Genomic DNA, 15082 nt, shown 5'->3' on the forward strand with positions numbered 1-15082 from the left:
TCTATGCGCTTCGCGCATAGATTGTCCGATTGTCAGACCTGACCCCGAATTTGGCACTAAGGGCCGTGGGGCCGTATAATTTTCGGCATGAATAAACTGGAAGCTTTCGGACACGTCGCCGCGCTGGCGATCCGCGGGGATCTCGTCTTCCCGACCAGCGTCAATGCCGCCCTGCGAGTGCAGCTCGCGCTGGATGATCCGGATTGCCCGATGGAGGACGCGATCAAGCTGGTGCTGGCTGAGCCGCAACTGGCGGCCCGTACCGTCGCGCTGTCCAATTCCGCCATGTTCAACCGCACCGGCGGGCCGGATGTCACCAACGTCCGCAACGCGATCATGCGCGTCGGCTACCACAACCTGTACGCGCTGGCCGCCGCCATGGTGGTGCGCGCCTTCGGCAGCAAGATCGTCGATCCGGAACTGCGGGCCAAGGCCGAACAGCTGTGGCAGCACACCATCCACGTCGCCTGCCTGGCGCGCATCATCGCGCGCGAAGTCACTGGCGTGAATCCGGATACCGCCCTGTTCGCGGCTATCGTGCATGAAGTGGGCGGCTTCTACCTGCTGTCGCGCGCCGACGAATTCCCAGGCCTGCTGGAACCCGATCCGGAAAACTGGCAGACCGCCAGCGAGGAAATCATCACGCGCGAAGTGCTGAAGAAGCTGGGCATCCCGGCCGAAGTGGCGGAAGCCATCGAGAGCCTGCGCGGCGGCATGCTGCAGATCCCGCCGGAGACCCTGCTCGATACGCTGCTGCTGGCGAACCACTTCGCCCCAGTGCCCTCGCCGCTGTCCAGCACCGATGCGGAGGAAGCGCCGCATGAGGATTCGGTGATGGATTTGTTCATCGACAGCGAGAAGCGCGCGCGCATGCTTGAGGAAGCTCAAGCAGATGCACTGGCAATGAACGCGGCGCTGCTGGTCTAGGTTACGCTTGGTCGCTCTAAATGCGACCAGGAGTAACCGATGAAGCTCCGCACAACTATCTTCCAGCTAGCAGTCCACTATAAGCTGGACCGCTATTCCACCACCGAACTGCAAACCATGGCCGGCCTGCTTGGGCAACCGAGCTGGCTGCCGGCCCGCCTGCCGATGGCGACGGCAATCGCGGGGGCTGCCCTGCTTGGACTGGGCATCATGTTCTGGATTGCCGCCAACTGGGATATCCTCGGGCGTTTTGGCCGCATCGTCTTGTTGCAAGGCGTGCTGGCGGCCAGCCTGCTGACGGCCTGGCACTTTCCCATCTGGCGCAGCATGGCTGCCCTGCTGGCCCTGCTCTCCATCGGCGCGCTATTCGCTTGCCTGGGGCAGACCTACCCCACCGGGGCCGATCCGTGGCAGTTGTTCGCGCTTTGGGCAATTCTGGCGCTGCCGCTTTGCCTGGCTGTGCGCAACGATGTAGTCTGGATGCCCTGGCTGCTGGTGGCGCAGTTGGCCATACAGCTTTGCGTTGAGCAATCAAGTGCGCGCTACGCGCCGCGCATAGGGCCACATCTCGCCGGCTGGCTAGCCGCACTCGCGGTCGCTGCCGCAATGATGCCTCACTTCCGGCCACTTACCGGTAGCGGTTTGTGGTCACTGCGCCTTGCCACGCTCACCGTCCTGGGCGTGGTCACGGCAAGCTGCATTCGCCTTTCCACCAGCAACACCGCATTATGGCTGGCGACTCCGATCCTGGGTGTGAGCGCCCTGGCGACAGCGGAAATGGAGAATACCGATTTGCCAACCGTCGCCATGCTGGCGTTGGGCTTCGATGTTGCGTTCTCCGCCCTCGTGGCATCGCTTGTGCTTTCTGGCCGCGCGGGACTGTTCGGAAGCATGCTGATAATCGCGCTAGTGGTCGTGGCGGTATTTGCAGCGACCGCCCAATTTTTGATGAAGTTGCATCGGGATGGAGGCCAGCCATGAACCGGGATGGATTGGAGCAAATCTTGCGGGAGGCTGTCGATATCGCGAACGCCCCCGAACCGAACACCCGGCCATGGCCGATCGTCATGCTCATGACGCTTGGGGCCTGGCTGGCGACGCTGCCAATACTTGCCTTGATCGCCCTACTGGCGTGGGACGGTCTGCGCAGCGGTGGCGCGCTGCTCCCGCTGGGATTCGCTATTTTCACGGGCGCGTTCGTATTGCTGTTCAGCTTCCCCGAAAAGAAACTGCTGGGACAAATGGCCCTCGCCCCCCTGATGGCGGGCCTGGCTGCGGTCCTTTTCCATTTCATCTTCAAGGACGAACCACAAACCGGCGCCATTGTTACGTTTTTCATGGCGGCCAGCGCCGGTCTGGCGCTGCCTCAAAGTTGGCAGCGGACCATAATGGGTGTCACAGCCGCAGCAGTGCTCTTTCATTTTTTCCGATCCCGATACATCTGGTTGCCTGAGCGGGGGATCGGGCTTTGGAGCCTGGTGCATCTCCAGGCAGCGATGTGGCTGACAGGGCGCGCAATGGCGCGTGACCCAAATCCCGCCTTGCGCCTGGCGCCTTTCCTTGACGGCTGGCTGGCCATGACCTTGCTGGGGCTGGTGTACTGCGCCGGCCCTGCTTTCCTGACGCCGGGCGCCTTGTATTTTGGCGAGGCCGAACCATTCCATCCCGGGCGCTTGGCAACGTATGCCGTTTCGCTGGCCTGCGCCTGCGCCGGCGCCGTCATCGTCGCGCGCGCCTTTCCCGCCCTGCGCCAGGGCTGGTGCCTGGGAATCGCGCTGACACTGGCTGTCTTCACTTGCTTCATGCCCTGCCTGGGCGCCGTGCTGCTGGTTGCGGCATGCTGTGCCGCCGACAGCAAATATCGCATGGCCTGCGCCGCTGCCCTCGCCGCTGCCTGGGCAATAGGCAGCGCCTACTATGACCTGGCTTTTCCGCTGTACCAGAAGGCTATCCTGTTTGCTTCCGTTGGTGTGGCCGTGATTGCATTCAGCTGGCGGCCATTGCGCGCGCTGGCTTACGCGCCAGTCGTGCGGCCGAATGTGGCCTACACACGGGCAGGACGTATCTGCCTTGTCCTGGGTGGTGTGGCATCGCTGGCGATTGCCAACGCGTCCATGGTGCGCAATGAAATCGTCATCGCACGCAGTGCGCCCGCCTATATTGAACTAATGCCCGTCGACCCGCGCTCCCTGGTGCAGGGTGACTTCATGCAACTGAACTTCCAGCTTCCGCCCGATTCACCGCCAAGCTATCGAGACGCGGCATTCGCGGTCGCACAACGCGGCAACAATAACGTCACGCGGCTGGTACGCTGGCATGAAGACGACAGTGCGCTCCGCCAAGGCGAGTTCCTGGTCGGACTGGAAATGAAGAACGGCCGATGGATGGTGGCCAGCGACGCCTGGTTCTTCCGCGAGGGCGAAGCGCAGCGCTTTGCCACGGCGCGCTACGGCGAGTTCCGCATTTCGCCCTCCGGCAAGGCGCTGCTGGTCGGTTTGCGCGGCCCCAACCTGGAGCCGCTTTAAGGCTTAGTCGAGCGCCTTGGCCGGACCGAAGAACTCATAGTAGGTCTGGCTCTCCGGCACGCCCAGTTCGCGCAGGCTGCGTTTGACGGCCTGCATGAACGGGGCCGGGCCGAGGAAGTAGGCGTCGACGTCGCGCGACTGCGGCAACCATTCCCCTAATTGCTCTTTGCCCAGCAGGCCGATGGCGTCCGCTGCGGGCTGCCCGGCGCGCTGTTCGGCGTAGATGTAATGGCGCTTCAGTTGCTGGTGGCGCTGCGCCAGACCGTCGATATGTTCGCGGAAGGCGTGCACCCCGCCGTGGCGGGCGGCGTGGATGAAGCGGATCTCCCGCCCGGTTTGCAGCGCCTGCTCCAGCATGGCCAGGGTCGGGGTGATGCCGACACCGCCGGAGATCAGGACGATCGGCCGGCTGCCCTCGGCCAGACTGAAGGCGCCGGAAGGCGGGAACAGTTCCACCGTGTCGCCCACGTCCACCCGCTGGTGCAGGAAGCCCGACACTTTGCCGCCCTCTTCGCGCTTCACGCTGACCTGGTAGGTCTGGCCGTTGGGGGCGGCCGACAGCGAGTACTGGCGGCGCTGCTCTTCTCCATCCACCAACACGCGCACGCCGATGTACTGGCCGGGCGCAAAGTCCATCACGGCCTGGCCGTCCGCCGGGCGGAAAACAAAGGTGGTGATCTCTTCGCTCTCAATGCGCTTGGCGGCAACGATGAAGGCGCGCGCGCCGCGCCAGCCGCCTTTGGCGGCGGCTGCGGCCTGGTAGGCCTTGCCCTCGGCGCCGATCAGGATGTCGGCCAGCTGGCCATAGGCTGCGCCCCACGCTTCCAGCACTTCGTCGGTGGCGGTGGCGGCGCCCAGCACCGCGCGGATCGCTTTCAGCAGGCTGGCGCCGACCATCGGGTAGTGCTCGGGCTGGATCTGCAGGGCGACGTGCTTGTTGACGATGGCGCTGGCGAGCGGTCCCAGTGCTTCCAGCCGTTCGATATTCCTGGCGTACGCCAGGATGCCGTTGGCCAGGGCGCGCTGCTGCTCGCCGCTGTGCTGGTGGGCCTGGTTGAAGAAAGCTTTCACCTCGGGGAAGTCGGTGAAAAGAATCTGGTAGAAGTGGCGGGTCAGTGCTTCGCCGCCCTGCTCCAGGATGGGCACGGTGGCGGTGACGATGGCGCGGTGTTCTGCAGACAGCATGGGTACGGCTCCTCAGGAGTTAAACATGCATTCATCATACATGTTTAAGCCAAGCCTCGTCAATAAAGATGTATTTGAAATACCTAATTAATTGGGCGGGTGTCAGCCGTGCTTTTTCGGCATTTGCAGGATCACCGGCTGCGCGCCGCCCTTGCCTTTCGGTCCCGGCAGGATATCGGCCAGCGTCATCCCGTCGAGCACGTGCAGGAAGGCTTCGGTGGCTTCGCCCAGTTTGCGCTTGAGGGCGCAGTCGCGCAGGAATGCGCAGCTGCCGCCGTCGGCATCGAAGCATTCGGCGATATGGAAATCCGATTCGCTGTCGCGCACCACGTCGCCGATATTGATTTCCTCTGGTTCGCGGTTCAGGCGCAGGCCGCCGTGCCGACCACGCACAGTTTCCACCAGGCCGCTGGCGCCCAGCTGGTGGATCACCTTGGTCAGGTGGTTCTTCGAGATGTCGTGCAGGTCGGCGATCTCCTGGATGGTGACCAGCTTGTCGCGGTTCATGCCCAGGTACATCAGCGAGCGCAGGGTGTAATCGGTAAAAGATGTGAGTCTCATGATCCAGGTCGCCTAAACATGCATTCAGAATATTGCTTTACACAAAGCGGTAATGTAGCATTCATTATACATCTTAAGAACATGAGGCCAGCCATGCGCAGCATCCTTACCCCCACCGAGCCGACGCCCAGTGCACAACAACCGCACCCCTTGCTGCGGCTTGGTTTCCGCCCCTTCTACCTGCTGGCCGCCTTGCTGGCGGCGTTGTCCGTGCCGGTGTGGCTGGCCAGCTACAAGGGCCTGCTGCCGGCCCTGCCGGCGGCCAATATGCTGTGGCATATGCATGAAATGGTGTTCGGCTTTGGCGGCGCGGTGATCGTCGGTTTCCTGTTCACGGCGGGCCGCAACTGGACCAACCTGCCAACGCCGGCCGGCGCCCACCTGGCGGCGCTGGCCTTGCTGTGGCTTGCCGGACGCGGGGCGATGCTGCTGGCGCCAAAGGAAGCGGCGTTCGTCGTCGACGGCGCCTTCCTGCCGCTGTGCGCGCTGGCCTTTGGCCGCGTGCTGGTGCAGGCGCAGAGCAAACGCAATTACCCTATCCTCGGCATCCTGGCGTTGCTGTCGCTGGCCAACCTGCTGTTCCACGCGGCGGCCAATGGCTGGATTGCCCTGTCGCCCTTCACGCCGGCGCATGGCGCGATCCTGATGATCACCGTGCTGGAAGCGGTGATCGGCGGCCGCGTGATCCCGATGTTCACCCGTAACGGCGCACCGGGCAGCCAGCCGGCCAGCGTGGCCTGGCGCGAGAAGGCCAGCATCGCCCTGCTGGCGGCGACCGCCGTGGTTTGGGTGGCGGGCTTGCCCGGCATCGTGGTGGCCCCGGTGGCCTTTGCCGCAGGCGCCATCAATGCCTGGCGCCTGCTGGGCTGGGCGCCGTTCGCCACGGTGCGCGTGCCACTGCTGTGGATCCTGCACCTGGCCTACGCCTGGGTCGTGGCCGGGCTGCTGCTGCTTGGCTTTGCGGCGCTCGGCATCGGGTCGGCCAGCAGCGCCTTCCACGCGCTGGCCGTGGGCGGCATGGCGGGCCTGATCCTGGGCATGATCACGCGCACCGCCCTGGGCCACACGGGCCGCATGCTGCGCGCCGGCCGCGCCGAAAGCGCAATGTACCTGCTGCTGCAGGCTGGCGCTGTGGCCCGTTTGTGTGCCAATATTATCCCCGCCGGGATTCGTGACTACCTGTTACTGGGCTCCGCCTTGGCCTGGTCGTCTGCTTTCCTGCTCTATGTCTTCGTGTATGCCCCATATTTGAGCCAGGCCCGTGTCGACGGGCGGGAAGGATAGCTGTGGATACCGTCACCCTGCTTCTCTCTTCTTTCATACTGTCAGTCACCGGCCTGCTGGTTTTCATCTGGTCTTTGCGGCATCGCTTGTTTGATGCGAGTTCGGCGGCGGCGAGCGTCATCTTCTCGCCCGGCGAAGTGGGCCACGGCGAGGAGCCGGCGGCCACGCCGCAACAGCGCGCGGGACTGGCGCAGCCGGTCGCCGGCGAGGCGCGGCCCGCGCCCGATGCGGCCGAGCGGGCGGCCCTGGAGCAGGAACTGGCCGAGCGCGTGCAGGCCGACCGCTCCAGCGCCTTCACCACGTTCGTGTTCCTGGCCTGTTCGGTGGTGTGGCTGCTGGTGGCCACGGCGGCGGGCCTGACCAGCTCCATCAAGCTGCACGAGCCGGACTGGCTGGCGCAGTATCCGTGGCTGACCTTCGGCCGCATCCGCACCATCCACCTGAACGCCGTGGCCTACGGCTGGGCGCCCATGGCGGCGCTGGGAATAGCGATCTGGCTGCTGCCGCGGCTCCTGAAAACCCACCTGGTAGGCGGTCGCTTCGCCATCTTCGGCGCCATGCTGTGGAACGCCGGGCTGGTGGCCGGCCTGGGCTGCATTGCGGCGGGCATCAGCGATGGACTGGAGTGGCTGGAGATCCCGTGGCAGGTGGATGTGCTGCTGGTGGCGGGTGGCGCGCTGGTCGGCCTGCCGCTGGTCTACACGCTGCAAAGCCGCAAGGTGCATCACCTGTACGTGTCGATCTGGTATATGGGCGCGGCGCTGTTCTGGTTCCCCATCCTGTTCCTGATCGGGAACCTGCCGGCGGTGCACTTCGGCGTGCAGCAGGCGGCCATGAACTGGTGGTACGGACATAACGCGCTGGGGCTGTTCTATACGCCGATGGCGGTGGCCTCGGTGTACTACTTCCTGCCCAAGATCATCGGGCGGCCGGTGCAGTCGTACAACCTGTCGCTGCTGGGCTTCTGGACGCTGGCCTTCTTCTACGGCCAGGTGGGCGGGCACCACCTGATCGGCGGGCCGGTGCCGGGCTGGCTGATCACGCTGTCCATCGTGCAGAGCGTGATGATGGTGATCCCGGTGATTTCCTTCTCCATCAACCAGCATATGACCATGCGCGGGCACTTCGGCAAGCTGCTGCACTCGCCTACCCTGCGCTTCATCGTCCTGGGCGGCATGATGTACACCCTGAGCTCGATCCAGGGTTCGATCGAAGCGCTGCGCAGCGTGAATACGGTGGCGCATTTCACCCACTTCACGGTGGCGCACGCCCACCTCGGCCTGTACGGCTTCTTCTCGATGGTGATGTTCGGCGCCATCTACTTCGTCATGCCGCGCGTGATGGCGTGGGAGTGGCCTTACCCGAAACTGATCGCCTGGCACTTCTGGCTGGTGGTGGCCGGCTTCTCGATCTACTTCGTCGGCCTGTCGATTGGCGGCTGGCTGCAGGGGCTGGCCATGCTGGATGCGGCGCGGCCATTCATGGATTCGGTCAATGTCACCATTCCATGGCTGAAGAGCCGTTCCATCGGCGGTGCCATCATGACCCTCGGCCACCTGGTCTTCGCCTGGCATTTCGCGACAATGGCGCTGCGCTACGGGCCGCGCCGGGTCGGGGCGGCGCTGCTGCATACGCGGGGCGGCGCTGCCGGCCCTTCCAGCAACCTGGCGGGAGCCTGAGATGCAAGACGAACTCAAACTGCTGGGCGGCGCCATGGTGACGCTGGCCCTGGCCACCTCGGCGCTGGTGGTGGTGCCGCATGTGCAGCTGCGCAACGGCGAGCCGCCGGCAGCGCTCAAGCCCTACACGGCGCAGCAGCTGCGCGGGCGCCAGGTGTATATCGAGAACGGCTGCATTTACTGCCATTCGCAGCAGCCGCGCGACAAGTCGCAGGCGCCGGACGACCAGCGCGGCTGGGGCCGGGCGTCGGTGGCGGCCGACTACCACTACGATACGCCGCACCTGCTGGGCACCATGCGCACCGGGCCGGACCTGTTCAACATCGGCGCGCGCCAGCCCAGCGCGGACTGGCACCTGGGGCATATGTACCAGCCGCGCGCCTATGTGCCAGGTTCGATCATGCCGTCCTATCCCTACCTGTTCGACGTGAAGGATGCGGCGGAGCCGGGCGACCGGGTGGTGAACCTGCCGCCCGGCCACAAGCCGCCGGGCAAGGTGGTGGTGGCCAAGCCGGCGGTGCTCGACTTGGTGGCCTACCTGCAAGGGCTGGACCACACCTACCCAGTCCTGCCGGCGCCGCCGGTGAAAGGAGGACAGAATGGCACAAAATGATTTCGGGGCGCAGCAGCGCGAAAATCCCGACCCGACCGAGAAGGACCGGCCGATACCCTGGTTTGTGCTGGCTGTGGTGGGCGCGGCGCTGGCGTGGGCCGTCGGCTATATCCTGACCGTGCGCGACGACGACCCGGCGCTGGGCGACCGGCGCACCATCGAGACGCTGCAGGCGAAGGCCGGCGGCGCTGCGGGCGGTGCCGCGGACGGGGCGCAGGTGTATGCGGCGCAGTGCGTGGCCTGCCACCAGGCCAGCGGCGCCGGCTTGCCGGGCGTGTTCCCGCCGCTGGCCGGTTCGGAGTGGGTGCTGGGCGACGAGAAGGTTGCGGCGGCCATCCTGCTGCACGGCGTGACGGGCAAGCTGACGGTCAAGGGCAGCGCATACAACGGGCAAATGCCGGCCTTCAAGGACAAGCTGGGCGACGCCGAGATCGCGGCGGTACTGAGCTACATCCGCGGCAATTTCGGCAACCAGGCGGCGGCGGTGACGCCGGCTGTGGTGAAAGCGGCGCGCGATGCGGGCGCCGAGCGCAAGGAACCGTTGAATGGGGACGATGACCTCGCCCGGCTCACCAAGCCGGCCGGCTGAAGGCGACTTGCGCCGCACGGCCCTGCTGCTGGCGGCCATGGCGGCGCTGGCCGGAGCGGCGCTGTGGCAGGCGACCATGGGATTCCGCGTGGTCGCCACCGAAGAGGGGCGGCGGCTGGCGATCGCCGACGCGCCGCGCGCCCTGCCACCGGCCCGGCTCTTGCTGCCGGCAGCGGGCGGCGCGCCGCCACGCGCGGCTGCCCTGCCCGACCTGCTGGCGCGCGATGGGCGGGTGGCGATCGTGACCTTCTTCTATACGCGCTGCACCTCGGTGTGCTCGGTGCAAGGCACCGAACTGCAGCAGATGCAAGGCGAGATCCTGGCGCGCGGCCTGCAGGACAAGCTGCGGCTGCTCGCCATTTCCTTCGACGCGCGCGATACGGTGGCGGACCTGGCGGCGTACGCGCAGCGCATGCGCGCCGACCCGGCGCTGTGGCAGGTCGCGGCGGTGCCGGATGCCGCGCAGCGCCAGGCATTGCTGGAGCAGGCCGGGATTATCGTGCTGCCGGCGCCGCTGGGGGAATTCCAGCACAATGCCGCCTTCCATATCATCGGGCGCGATGGACGGCTGTCGCGCATCGTCGATTATGAGCAGCCGCAAGCAGCCCTGCACGCGGCGCTGGAGGCGGCGCGATGACATCGCGGGCCGCAGCGGCGGTGCTGGTGGGCGCGGCCTGGCTGCTGCGGGGGCCGCTGGAGGCGTCGATGGCGCTGCACATGGCGCTGCAGCTGCCGCTGATCGTGGTCGGCGGCGCGCTTGCCGGCGCTGGCCGCGCGGGGCTGGGGCGCTGGGATGCGCACGGGCTGGCGGGGCTGTCCTGGCTGCTGCTGGCCAGCGCCTACTGGATGGTACCGCGCGCGCTGGAGCAGGCGTTGACGCTGCCGCTGGCGGAGCTGGGCAAGTTCGCCAGCCTGTTCCTGGCCGGCTTCCTGCTGCCGGGCGCCCTGGCGCGGGCGGCGGCGGTGATCCAGCTGTTCTTCCTCGGGAATTTCTGCGCCATGATGGCGATCGCCGGCATGCTGTACCAGGACCTGCCGCAGCGCCTGTGCAACGCCTACACGCTGGACGACCAGGTGATCACCGGTGTCGGCCTGGTGGTGGCGTCGCTCGGCATCGCGGCCGCCTGGTGCATCTGGCAGCTGCCGGCCCTGGGCGGCTATGCCGGGCCGGAAAGGCGCAACGCCAGGTAGGCGTCCAGCCCGGCGCAGGCACGGTCGAAGCCGGCCTGCCCTGCCAGCGCCGACGCCAGGTCGGCATGGCGCCAGGCTGCTTCCAGCGCGCCTGCCGCATGCGCCAGCCGGGCCGCGCCAATGGTTTGGGCGGCGCCGCGCACGGCGTGGGCGATGCGCCCGATGGCCGCCAGGTCGCCGCGGGCGCAGGCGCTGCGCAAGGCGCGCCGGTCGGCGGCATTGGCGGCGGCGAAATCCTGCAGCAGCCTGGCGGCGACGGGCGCGCTGCCGCCGGCCAGTGCGTTCAGGCGCACCGGGTCGAGCGTCGCTTCGGCGGCGGCGGGCAGCGGCAGCCACTGCGCCATCAGGCGCGCCAGCGCTGCCATCGTAGCGGGCTGCGGCAGGTGGTCGTCGATGCCCGCCTCGTAGCACGCCTCCAGGTCGCGCAGGAAAGCGTAGGGCCAACTCGCCACGATGGCCACGTTGCCGCTGTCGCCGGCCCGTATGGCGCGCGCCAGAGCGTAAGCATCCATGTCCGCCAGCCAGCATTCGGTAATCACCATGCCTGCCGCGCCGCCGCGCCACAGGGCCAGCGCCTGGGCGCCATCGGCAGCCGGCAGGGCCGTGTAGCCCAGGCTGTGCAAGCGGCGCAGCATCAGTTCGCGGCTGGCGGGATTGGGGTCGGCCACCAGCACGGCGCGCGGCAGCGCGGCGGCATCCGCCGCATCCACCGCCTCCACCGCTTCCAACATCGGATTCGATAACATATATCCCTCCTGCATCTTTTATTGAATTATGCCATAATATGCATTCTAAATGCATGTTTAAGGAGAGCGCCATGAAAGTGCAACGTTTCGAACACGACCATCACGAAATCCTGGAAGGCATCCGCCAGCTGCGCAAGCTGGTGGCCAGCGGCATCGAACAGAACGCCGGCCCGATCACCCAGCTGCTGCGTACCATGAGCGCGTCCATCAAGCTGCACCTGGCGGTGGAGGACCGCGTGGTCTACCCTGCTTTCGCCAACTCCGGCCACAACGACCTGGCGGCGCTGGGCCGCTTCTATCAGCAGGAAATGGGCGACCTGGCGCAGAAATACATGGCCTTCGCCACGCGCTGGACCCTGCCGCACCGGCTGCAAGCCGATCCGGCCGGCTTCCGGGCGGAAGCGAACAGCGTGTTCAAGGCGCTGTTCCTGCGTACCAAGCGCGAGGAAAGCGAGCTGTATCCCGCTTTCGCCCGGCTGTGATTACTTGCGCGCCAGCGGGTTCGGGGTCGGCTCGGCGACCTTGTGCAGCACGTTGCGGTCGACGTGGTGGAAGGGTTCGTGCTCCTTGCCGCGCAGGAGCATGACGGTGTCTTCCTCGTAGCCCCAGGTGCCGTCGTCGTTGATGGTGACCTTGATGCGGTACTCGGTGGTCTTGAAGCCGAACTCCAGGAACGGGTTGGAGCAGATGCCGTAGGTGTCCTGCTCGCGGCGCGCCACCAGCTCGAACTCCCTGGCGTCCGGCGCGGCAATGCCCGACGCCATGGCGATCTGGCCGCGTGGGATGGCCAGGGTCTGGATCACGGTGCTGGTGCCCGGCTCCCACAGCCAGTAGCCGACCTGTTCGTGGTAGGTCTTGATATTGTCCGGTTTATTCACGATCAGGACGTAGCGCAGGCCATAGAACAGCTGCGGGCCGTTGGTGACCGGGTCGATCGGCTGCAGTTCAATGCGCTCGACGTAGGCCTGCTTGCGCGGGCCGTCCGCCTTGGGCTTGATATCCAGGCCGCGCTGGCCTTCCCAGATGCCGGCCATGGCGCGCAGCGGGCCGAGGTTGGCCAGCGTGTCCATGTCGATATTGGATGGTTCGGTGTAGATGTCGTTGCTGTATTCGCTCATGGCTTGCTTGCTCTGTAATCAGGGAGCAAACATTGTAACCTCGTCCGCCACTTCTTCGCCGAGCAGCATGGCGGTGATGCGCTGCGCCGGCACCGGGCGGCTATACAGGTAGCCCTGCACCTCGTCGCAGCCATGCTGCTGCAGGAAGCTGCGCTGCTGCTCCGTCTCCACCCCTTCCGCGATCACGCGCATGTCCAGCTGGTGCGAGAGCGAGATGATGGCGCAGGTGATGGCCTGGTCGTCGGCGCTGCCGGCCAGGTCGCGTACGAAGGACTGGTCGATCTTCAGGCGCGTGATCGGGAACGACTTCAAGGCCGCCAGGCTGGAATAGCCGGTGCCGAAGTCGTCGATCGCCAGGGCGATGCCCATCGCTTCCAGCTGGCGCATCTTGGCCACCGATTGCGCCGTGTCGCGCATCACCATGCTCTCGGTCAGCTCCAGCTCCAGCCATTGCGGGCACAGGCCGCTCCATGCCAGGGCCGAGGCCACCCGCTCCACCAGGCGCGGGTCGTCGAACTGGCGCGCCGACACATTGACCGACACCACCAGCGGCGGCAGGCCGGCGTCCTGCCAGGCGCGCGCCTGGCGGCAGGCTTCGCGCAGCACCCATTCGCCGATCGGGATGATCAGGCCATTCTCCTCCGCCAGCGGGATGAACTGGGCCGGCGTGATGTTGCCGCGCTGCGGATGCTGCCAGCGCAGCAAGGCCTCGACGCCGAACATGCGGCCCGATTCCAGGTTGACCTTGGGCTGGTAGGCCAGCGACAGCTGGTTTTCCGCCAGCGCCTTGCGCAAGCCGTCGGTCAAGGCCAGCTTTTCCTCCATGCCGGCGTTCATTTCCTGCATGTAGAACTGGCAGTTGTTCTTGCCGCTTTCCTTGGCGCGGTACATGGCGGCGTCGGCATGCATCATCAGCGTGTCGGAGTCGCGCCCGTCGCGCGGATAGACGGCGACGCCGATCGAGCAGCTGACCTGCATCTTCTGCCCTTCCAGCACGATCGGCTCGACCACCGACTCCAGGATCTTGTTCAGCAGCGGCACCAGCACCTGCGGGTCGTCGTCCAGGTGCGGCAGCACCAGCACGAACTCGTCGCCGCCGAAGCGGCCCACGGTGTCTTCGCGCCGCACGCAGCCCACCATGCGGTTGGCCACTTCCTTCAGCAGCTCGTCGCCGGCGTTGTGGCCCAGCGTGTCGTTGACCAGCTTGAAGCTGTCGAGGTCGATGAAGGCCACCAGCACCGATTCGCCGTTGCGCTCGGCGTGCGCGATGGACTGCTGCAGGCGGTCGCAAATCAGGCTGCGGTTGGGCAGGCCGGTCAGGGTGTCGTGGTGCGCCATGTGGTAGATGCGTTCTTCGGCGCGCTTGCGTTCGCTGATATCGCGCACGATCGCCACCACGCCGCCTTCCACGCCCACCACCTGCCAGTGCAGCCATTCCGCGCGCAGCTGCGGCGTGGCGTTCGGGCCTTCCTCCTGGTGCACGCCGCCGTTCTCGGTGACATGGGCCAGGCGTTCGAACATGCCGTTGTGGCGCGCGGCCGGCAGCCAGCCGCACAGGGTCTGCGCGCGCAGTTCGCTGCGGCTGATGCCGGTCAGCTGTTCGGCGCGCGAGTTGATGGCGGCGAACTTGAAGTCCACCACGGCGCCCTCTTTGTTGCGGATGGCGCGCAGCACGAAGAAGGCGTCCATATTCGATTCCGACGCGGCGGCATAGGTTTCCTGCGCACGGCGGATGCGGCGGCGCGCCTTGGCGCCCAGCCAGACGCAGGCCCAGGCCATGGCGGCCAGCAGGATCAGCACGGCGCTGGCGACCCCGGCTTCCCATAGCAGCTGGCGGCGCTGGGCCGCGAAGGCGGCCATCTGCTCCCCTTCCGCCAGGCCGACCACGGCGCTCAGGTGCAGGCCGGCCAGCTGGCGCACAGCGGTGTAGCGCTTGACGCCGTCCCAGCTGGCGGGCAGCGGCACGCCGGGCCGCGCCTGCAGCGCCGCCAGGTCGATGCGCTGGCCGAAGGACTGGCGGTCGCCCACGCGCAGCGCGCGCACCACGCCGTCGTCGCCGACCAGGCCCAGCACGCCTTGCTCGCCCAGGCGGCTGCGTTCGTAGCCGCTGGTGAAGTAGGCCGGGTCCACCTCGACGATGGCCACGCCGGCGAATGCCCCGCGCGCATCTTCCAGGCGGCGCGTAAAGTGCAGGTGCCAGTCCTGGTTGGCCGGGTCGCGCATGACCTGGGCGATGTAGGTGTAGTTGCTGCGCTGCTGCTGGTGGAAGCGGAAATAGTCTTCCTGCGCCACGTTGAGCGGCGGCGCGGCCGGGTTGCTGGCCACGGTGTCGCCGTGCGCGTCGACGATGCTGACGATGAACACCAGGCCGGACGGCAGCAGGCCATGCGCCTGCAGGTCCGGCAACGCGCCGCGCGCGCCCTGGCGTTCGGCGCTGTATTTGAGCACCTTGAGGGTCTGCTCGATGCCATTGATGCTGCGCGCCACCTGCGCTTCGTAGGTGGCGATCATTTCGCTGGCCGATTCGGCGGCCAGCTCGCGCGCGGCGACTTCCTCGCTGTCGATGAAATGCAGGGTGGCGGCCCAGACCACCGCCAGCAGGACAATGGTAAACAACGGTAGCGAGACTTGCGTCTCCAGGCACATGCGAAGCCAGCGTTTCAT

The 15082-nt window shown here is 66.6% G+C and carries 15 protein-coding genes; 10 read left to right on the forward strand and 5 right to left on the reverse strand.

Annotation, left to right across the window (positions count from 1 at the left end):
* The first annotated feature begins 87 nt into the window (after nt 1–87).
* The 3 genes from ACE3TQ_RS08610 to ACE3TQ_RS08620 are packed head-to-tail and all read left to right on the forward strand — an operon-like array spanning nt 88 to nt 3452.
* Complete coding sequence (locus ACE3TQ_RS08610; protein WP_374581664.1) at nt 88–927, forward strand: HDOD domain-containing protein; 840 nt, start codon at nt 88–90, stop codon at nt 925–927.
* A gap of 39 nt (nt 928–966) precedes the next feature.
* Entirely contained in the window at nt 967–1908 is a 942-nt protein-coding gene (locus ACE3TQ_RS08615; protein ID WP_374581665.1) for a DUF2157 domain-containing protein, read from the forward strand.
* Nucleotides 1905–3452 carry a GDYXXLXY domain-containing protein gene (locus ACE3TQ_RS08620; protein WP_374581666.1) on the forward strand — a complete coding sequence of 516 codons (1548 nt, stop codon included), beginning with the start codon at nt 1905–1907 and terminating at the stop codon, nt 3450–3452. Before ACE3TQ_RS08615 ends, ACE3TQ_RS08620 begins: the two co-directional genes overlap by 4 nt.
* 3 nt (nt 3453–3455) lie before the next feature.
* On the opposite strand, the gene hmpA is transcribed toward ACE3TQ_RS08620, so the two are convergent.
* Together hmpA and ACE3TQ_RS08630 are read right to left on the reverse strand one after the other, a co-directional pair.
* Nucleotides 3456–4637 carry an NO-inducible flavohemoprotein gene (hmpA, locus tag ACE3TQ_RS08625; RefSeq protein WP_374581667.1) on the reverse strand — a complete coding sequence of 394 codons (1182 nt, stop codon included), beginning with the start codon at nt 4635–4637 and terminating at the stop codon, nt 3456–3458.
* A 102-nt stretch (nt 4638–4739) separates the two neighbouring features.
* Nucleotides 4740–5198 carry an Rrf2 family transcriptional regulator gene (locus ACE3TQ_RS08630; RefSeq protein ID WP_374581668.1) on the reverse strand — a complete coding sequence of 153 codons (459 nt, stop codon included), beginning with the start codon at nt 5196–5198 and terminating at the stop codon, nt 4740–4742.
* Between the two features lie 93 nt (nt 5199–5291).
* Here ACE3TQ_RS08630 and ACE3TQ_RS08635 point away from each other — a divergent pair, with 93 nt between their 5' ends.
* From ACE3TQ_RS08635 to ACE3TQ_RS08660, 6 genes are read left to right on the forward strand one after another with little or no spacing between them, the layout of a single operon-like run.
* Nucleotides 5292–6482, forward strand: coding sequence for an NnrS family protein (locus ACE3TQ_RS08635; protein WP_374581669.1), 1191 nt, complete (start codon nt 5292–5294; stop codon nt 6480–6482).
* 2 nt (nt 6483–6484) lie between these two features.
* Entirely contained in the window at nt 6485–8161 is a 1677-nt protein-coding gene (locus ACE3TQ_RS08640) for a cbb3-type cytochrome c oxidase subunit I (RefSeq protein WP_374581670.1), read from the forward strand.
* Nucleotide 8162: 1 nt separating this feature from the next.
* On the forward strand, nt 8163–8774 hold the full coding sequence (locus tag ACE3TQ_RS08645; RefSeq protein WP_374581671.1) for a cbb3-type cytochrome c oxidase subunit II: 612 nt from the start codon (nt 8163–8165) through the stop codon (nt 8772–8774).
* On the forward strand, nt 8761–9363 hold the full coding sequence (locus ACE3TQ_RS08650) for a cytochrome c (RefSeq protein WP_374581672.1): 603 nt from the start codon (nt 8761–8763) through the stop codon (nt 9361–9363). The genes ACE3TQ_RS08645 and ACE3TQ_RS08650 overlap by 14 nt, the downstream gene beginning before the upstream one ends.
* On the forward strand, nt 9320–10000 hold the full coding sequence (locus ACE3TQ_RS08655) for an SCO family protein (RefSeq protein WP_374581673.1): 681 nt from the start codon (nt 9320–9322) through the stop codon (nt 9998–10000). Before ACE3TQ_RS08650 ends, ACE3TQ_RS08655 begins: the two co-directional genes overlap by 44 nt.
* Entirely contained in the window at nt 9997–10554 is a 558-nt protein-coding gene (locus ACE3TQ_RS08660; protein WP_374581674.1) for a hypothetical protein, read from the forward strand. The genes ACE3TQ_RS08655 and ACE3TQ_RS08660 overlap by 4 nt, the downstream gene beginning before the upstream one ends.
* Here ACE3TQ_RS08660 and ACE3TQ_RS08665 read toward each other — a convergent pair.
* Nucleotides 10521–11300 (reverse strand): response regulator, encoded by a 780-nt coding sequence (locus ACE3TQ_RS08665; protein WP_374581676.1) that lies wholly within the window; start codon nt 11298–11300, stop codon nt 10521–10523. The genes ACE3TQ_RS08660 and ACE3TQ_RS08665 overlap by 34 nt on opposite strands.
* Before the next feature lie 71 nt (nt 11301–11371).
* On the opposite strand from ACE3TQ_RS08665, the gene ACE3TQ_RS08670 reads away from it, so the two are divergent.
* Nucleotides 11372–11782 (forward strand): hemerythrin domain-containing protein, encoded by a 411-nt coding sequence (locus ACE3TQ_RS08670; RefSeq protein ID WP_374581678.1) that lies wholly within the window; start codon nt 11372–11374, stop codon nt 11780–11782.
* Here the strand turns inward: ACE3TQ_RS08670 and ACE3TQ_RS08675 are convergent, their stop codons facing one another.
* The gene (locus tag ACE3TQ_RS08675; RefSeq protein WP_374581679.1) at nt 11783–12418 is read right to left on the reverse strand and encodes an FABP family protein; all 636 of its coding nucleotides are present in this window, start codon (nt 12416–12418) and stop codon (nt 11783–11785) included. It abuts the gene before it with no gap.
* A gap of 18 nt (nt 12419–12436) precedes the next feature.
* Nucleotides 12437–15082: an EAL domain-containing protein gene (locus tag ACE3TQ_RS08680; RefSeq protein WP_374581680.1), complete on the reverse strand. Its 2646-nt coding sequence runs from the start codon at nt 15080–15082 to the stop codon at nt 12437–12439.

It is taken from the genome of Pseudoduganella sp. (genome assembly GCF_041914865.1).
In the GTDB taxonomy this organism is placed as follows: domain Bacteria; phylum Pseudomonadota; class Gammaproteobacteria; order Burkholderiales; family Burkholderiaceae_D; genus Rugamonas.